This window comes from Mesotoga infera (genome assembly GCA_011045915.1).
Lineage (GTDB): Bacteria > Thermotogota > Thermotogae > Petrotogales > Kosmotogaceae > Mesotoga > Mesotoga infera_D.
In genome coordinates this window covers 1-5875 of the sequence record DSBT01000116.1, presented here as the reverse complement: position 1 = coordinate 5875, position 5875 = coordinate 1, and the positions used below count along the sequence as shown (strand labels likewise).

The following is a 5875-nucleotide window of genomic DNA, read 5'->3' as shown; positions in this document are numbered from 1 at the left end:
CGGCCTTAAGGAGATACTTCCAGCGGAATTCAAAGTCACCCTAACGGGCACACCCCGTATTATTCAGCTTCACATGGAGAGTTTCTCCAGAAGCCAGGCGATCAGTCTCGCATTTTCAGTTTTGGTCGTTTGGTCGCTTGTATCGCTTATGTTTTCTTCTCTTCTGGTGGGATCGATGGCGATGCTTCCCCTATTCTTTACCGTTACGTTCAGTCTGGGGACCATGGGTATTCTGGGGGTCCCGCTTGATGCCGCAACTGTTCTTGTTGCTAGCATTTCAGTGGGAGTCGGAATAGATTATGCGATCCACTTCATCGAAAGAGTAAGGTCAGAGCTCAAGATGGGGCTACGTCTTCAGGAGGCTTCTAGCAAAGCTTCAAGAACCGCTGGCCATGCGTTGCTGGTGAATGCGGCAACTCTGATTTCTGGATTTGCAGTTCTCGCTTTTTCGAGATTTCTAACCGTTTCGGTATTTGGTTTGCTAATGATTTTTACTATGGCGATCAGTTCTATGTCAACACTTGTAATAATACCGGCGATTCTTAGCTCTAGCAGGCTTGAATCAAAACTGACAGAGAAGCTTTCGAGGAAAGCAAAGTGATACCTCCTCAGGTGACTTCGGCCAGCACTATGCCCAGAGTCTTCTATAGAGTCTCTTAAGCTCCAATATACAGTCTGCAATCGTTTTGTCGTCTGCGCTCTTTCCTGCTGTTTCGAGCTTGAATCCAACTTCAGACAGCTCTTCAACGCCGTACATTCTTCCGGAGCCTTTGAGGCTGTGTCCGTCTCTGGAGATGGAGTCGAAGTTTCTTCTTTCCAAAGCGTTCTGAATCTCGTCAATGGTTTTGTGTATGTGTTTCCCATATTCGGCGAACATGGCGGTCGCCTCTTCCATAGATAGTCCCATGTCCTTTGCGAAGAGAGTGATACTTTCTGATGAACGCTTTGGCGCACCCGGATCGAAAAAGCCGTCTGCTCTTCGATTTGCGTTCTTTCCGTATACACCAAGGTGGTAACGAACGACCTCGAGAAGGTCATACTGCTTAACAGGTTTCCCGAGGAAGCCGTCACACCCGGCCTCGATTGTCTTCTCTTCATCTCCCTGCATTGTGTGTGCCGTCAAGGCAACAATGGGTATCTTGTAACCCTCTTCTCTTAAAGTCTTCGTGGCTTCATAACCATCCATAACAGGCATTTGCATATCCATAAGAACGAGATTATAGTTGCCTCTCCTTATCTTTTCCACGGCCTCCTTACCATTGCCGGCAAGATCGACGGAATACCCAGCCTTTTCAAGCACTTCTTTTATCAACAGCTGGTTGGCTTCATTATCTTCAGTCAGGAGAATCTTGTTATTGTCGGTGGCAGATTTCGGCTTGAGTTCGAAATAGTTGCCGACTTTGCTCAGAAGCTCATCTTCCTTCACCGGCTTCTGGATTACTTCGTTGACCTTGTCGCCAAACTGGACCTCATCCTTGGAAGCATCTGTTATTACTATTACGGCGGCTTCACTGATTCCGTCAAGAGCAGTAAGAGCTTCGCCTGCATTCTTCGGAGTATCCACGATTACAAGAGATGCACCTAGTTCTCTCACCGCTCTCGAGAGATTGGCTAGATTTGCTACGGGCTCGGAGCGCACTCCATTTCTTCCCAACATCGAGCCGATAATTATAAGAAAATCCTCATCTTCCGACGCAACGACGACCTTCCCCGACGCAGGGAGTTCTGTCTTTTCCTTCTGCTTAGGTATTTCCGTTGAAACCTGTGAAGGTATTCTCACAGTTACCTTCGAGCCTTCACCGACTTTACTCTCAAACCTTATGGTTCCGCCCATCAATTCAATGATTTTCTTCGTTATTGCCAGACCAAGGCCCGTTCCTCCGAACTTCCTTGACATGGTTCCATCGGCCTGGATGAAGGGTTCGAAAATCTTGTCGATTTCATCTCTTGAGACCCCGAAGCCTGTGTCTTGAACGGTATAGATCAAGTGTTTCCCGTCGAAGTCAAGAAGCATGGAGACGTATCCCTTTTCGGTGAATTTCAGAGCGTTCGAGATCAGATTTGTCAGGACCTGCCTCATCCTGAACTCGTCGCCGTCGACATATTCCGGAACTCTTTCTGTTATGCTGTTTGCAAAATGCAGACCCTTTGAATATGCCAACGGAAGGTAGGTTTCGGTCAACTCGTTAACCAGTTTCGATGGGCTGTAAGGGGAGATTATAAGGTCGAAACGGGCCGCTTCGATTTTGGAGAGATCGAGCACATCGTTGATAAGGCTTAGAAGATGCTCTCCGCTTCTGTAAATTGTCTTCAAGTACTTCATTTTCTCAAGATTAGTCTCCTCGTTCATCAGAAGCTCGGCAAAACCCAGAATTGCATTCATGGGAGTTCTCATCTCGTGAGACATGTTGGCCAGAAATTCCGATTTCATCTTACTCGCCTGCTGTGCCTCTTTTGAAACCTTTCTGAGCAACTCGTTGGAGTTCCTGAGTCTGTCCAGCGTCTTCTCTATGAACCCCATTGTGTTGTTCAGCTCGGAGGCAATCTCTCCGAGTTCATCACTTGAATTGAGCTTCACTCGTGAAAAGGATCCCTTCTTTATCGACTCAAATCCCTTCAGTAATTCCGAGAGGGCCTTGGATATATGGGCGTTAAGAGAGAAAGAGAGCACGAACGAGAATCCAAATACACCCAGTACAACGATGCTTAGAATTGGAAGAAGTCTGTTTCTGAGCATTACCAGGAGGCTTTCTGACTGAAGAACATAGATATCCGCGCCTCCGATCGAAACCTTGTCCACCAAGAAAAGCGAACCGGAGGAAAAGAGAGAAAAGGCAGGTCTAGGTTCGCTTACGGTAAAAGGTATTTCGCTCGACCATCTCTCCTCGTCGAGTACCGTCCTGACGTAAAGGCCGGAGTCTGAGAACTCTCTGGAAATTACGAAGTGATCACCGATAAGAAGAAAAGCGATTCCATCCTGACCCAGAAACGATGAAAGACTCTCTATATCATCATTGTCGAAAACTACTCCGATCACGTATTGCGATTCGTTGCTGATCATTGTCGAGAAGTAAACAAGCTGTCTTTCGAATAGTTTGAAGCCGTTTCCAGAGTTTTCAAGTTCATCTACTTCCTCTTCGGAAAGCGCCGACCTGTTGAGAATTATATCTCTTTCTTCCCCAAGGCGGATGAGAATGTCATATTCATCGTCTAGAACGCCTTCGAGAGCGTGTGAGTCAACATAGAGCTTCATGTCTCTGCGCAGATCGATAAACCACTGAAAAACAGACTGCTTCTTCGAGCCGAGATAGCTCTTGTATTCATCTGTAGCAGTGCGAACAAATGTGATAGTAAGTAGTGTGACGAGTACAGTCAATATTGCCAGAACGAAAAGCAGAAACTGAAGAGAGATCTTTCTGCTAAGCTTTCTCATAGCAGATCTCCACCCCCTTTTCTGAATCGAACCGCACCATCTCGTCACATGACAATGTTGAACTCCCATTTGATGGTTGTTCTACTTCCGTTCAGAACAACCGAATAGTAAATCGACGTATCGAGATAAATCGAAAGAGCAACTACTATCTTATTTGAATCTATCATGATAAATGGGTCATACCTTGCAGTCTGGACCAGGAAACCTTCTCCAATTACATATAGATCTGCCCAGACTCCGTCCACAGGTTCGCCGCGTTTGCATTTCCCTGTTACAGTAACATTCAGAAAGGATACTTCCGAAGAGTTCTTCGGCAGCTCAAAAAACAAGAGCCCTACTAGATCATCGATCGGGATGCCCAGTTCCGAAACGGCTTCATAGGGAATTGCAGTAACGGTTGCGGAGCTGCCGTCTTCCATTTCAAAGCCCTTCGAATCAGCGCTAAAGAAGCCGTCCTTGAGGCTCTCAATCGCTTCGATATTCACAGCAAGACCGGCCGATACAAGAGCAATGAACAGAACCAAGAGAAGTCTCAGAAAACCTCACCTACCCTGTCTGACCATGGAAGAGCTGCCTTGGTGCCATTATAGTACGGGAAGGCTGGATATCGAAAAAACAGAAGCTCTCAAACCTGAGCATCGAGTTCGGAACTGATTTATCATCGGACTGTTGCAGTTTCTTATTGCTAAAGCGCATGGCTATTCTTTGGGGCCAATCAATGAATTGAGAAATCCAACAAGCTCTTCGATTTCCACTCCGCTTGCTTCCCTCTCAATAATCTCAGTGGGAGTGAGCGACAGCCCGTAGTATTCCCTGTTTGTTTCGGTATCCTGCCGTACTATTGAACCGCCCAGTGATACACCGGCGAAGATGCCGTTGCTGACAGAATAAGAGTAGATTGCAGCTTCCAGTTTGTAATCAGTATCTGCGGAGAGGGTCTTGCCGGTAGGCCCGGCCGAAATCGATGCGCTTCCACCAAGGGTAACATTGTTGCTTAGAAAACCCTCAATACCCTTCTCGTTCATAATGACAAGCACAAAACCGCTCTTTTGAACGCCGGCCTGAAATCCGTAGCTTATACCGTACAGCTTGAGAAACAACGGTCCATACCAGCGGCCGTCTTCCTCTCTCTTGAGCAGAAAGCCTTCACCGAACTGCCCACCGAATCCAAGCGCGGCTTTCACCATCTCAGGGTAAATCACTATTCCGTTGGACTTGCTCATCAACTCAGCAAAAGATCCGCTGTCTTCCGTTTCCGAAAGTTCTTGAAGAATACTTAGGGCATTCTGAATCCGTTCTCTGGGTAAACTTGCTCCGAATGCCATTAAAGAAGCCATAAGAATCACCACCACTAAAAGTCTTTTCAAGTCAATCCCTCCCGGTGTATCGAGTCTACTTCACTCTAAGAAAAATCTCCTGCCTTTCCTGACCGAAGGTTACGCTAGACAATCTAAACTCTCCTTTTGAGGATATTCTTGGGACATCGGCGTTGCTGACAACAACGTTCTGATACTGGAAGTACGGCAAGTCCTGAACTATTGAGGATAAGCTTCCCTTCGAGTCGGTTACGCCATATAGAAATCGCAAGGCATCGAGTACTTCTGATTTGATCACAGCAATCGTAACGTAGCCTCCCTTAACTTCACTTGGAGGGAAATCCTTTGAAAAGATCTCTCTCCCTTCCCCGTCGTAGACTGCAATAGAAAGCTGAGGCTTTCCTGAAACGTCGAGCTTGACCTTGCTGAAATCGATCTCGCTCTCCTCGATTCCCGAAAGAGCGAGAATCTCTTCCCGAGAAAGCGAGATTTGCTCTTCGGGCTGGACTGTCTTCTCTCCGCAAGAGGATACAAAAAGCATAGCAAGTGATGTTAAGACTAGAAAGCTGACAACAAAGCTTTTGCGTATAGTTTGCTTCATAATACCTCCATCATCTTATCGGAACAGTCGGTAATCAAAAAGTCGCAGACTTCCCTGACCTTGAGGAGCAAATTCTGATCGTTCAGCGTCCAGAGAGAAATTCTGGTTCCGCTTTCACGCACCTTCCGCAACATGGCTAGGCCCTTTTCCAGTCCCAAATATTCGAAGAGATCCTTGTTGAGATTTACTGAGTAGGGCTTATACTTCTTTATGACGCCCGCCAGATACTCTTCGCCGCCGACTTGGCGGATCTCTTTGTCTATTATTGGTGCAATCATTGGTCTACCGAAGAACTCCTGGGTGAATGCAAGCAAACAATCATGATGAAAAGAGGAGAACATTGTTCTCTCAACCGCATCAAACCTCTTGATAATCTTTATTACTTGAGGGACGGCTTCAACAGCCTTGATTTCGACATCAATAAATGTCTCTTCGGGAAGCTCTTTGTAAACCGTTTCCAGGGTAGTTAGAGAATCAAATCCAATCAGGTCCATCTTGTCCAGTTCGGCGAGTGTCGTTTCAGAT

At 46.6% G+C, this 5875-nt stretch carries 6 protein-coding genes; 1 reads left to right on the top strand and 5 read right to left on the bottom strand.

Features of this window, described 5'->3' with window-relative positions; translation table 11 throughout:
• Positions 1–601: hypothetical protein (locus ENN47_03985; protein ID HDP77340.1), on the top strand; the 601-nt coding region annotated here is incomplete at its 5' end.
• A gap of 27 nt (positions 602–628) precedes the next feature.
• On the opposite strand, the gene ENN47_03980 is transcribed toward ENN47_03985, so the two are convergent.
• The 5 genes from ENN47_03980 to ENN47_03960 all read right to left on the bottom strand — a co-directional run.
• Positions 629–3433 carry a response regulator gene (locus ENN47_03980; protein HDP77339.1) on the bottom strand — a complete coding sequence of 935 codons (2805 nt, stop codon included), beginning with the start codon at positions 3431–3433 and terminating at the stop codon, positions 629–631.
• Positions 3434–3477: 44 nt separating this feature from the next.
• Complete coding sequence (locus ENN47_03975; GenBank protein ID HDP77338.1) at positions 3478–3969, bottom strand: hypothetical protein; 492 nt, start codon at positions 3967–3969, stop codon at positions 3478–3480.
• A 162-nt stretch (positions 3970–4131) separates the two neighbouring features.
• A complete protein-coding gene (locus ENN47_03970) occupies positions 4132–4800 on the bottom strand; it encodes a hypothetical protein (GenBank protein ID HDP77337.1) in 669 nt (222 codons plus the stop codon).
• A gap of 25 nt (positions 4801–4825) precedes the next feature.
• On the bottom strand, positions 4826–5350 hold the full coding sequence (locus tag ENN47_03965; GenBank protein HDP77336.1) for a hypothetical protein: 525 nt from the start codon (positions 5348–5350) through the stop codon (positions 4826–4828).
• On the bottom strand, positions 5347–5875 hold a 529-nt coding region (locus ENN47_03960), incomplete at its 5' end, for a glycerophosphodiester phosphodiesterase (protein ID HDP77335.1). The genes ENN47_03960 and ENN47_03965, both read right to left, overlap by 4 nt.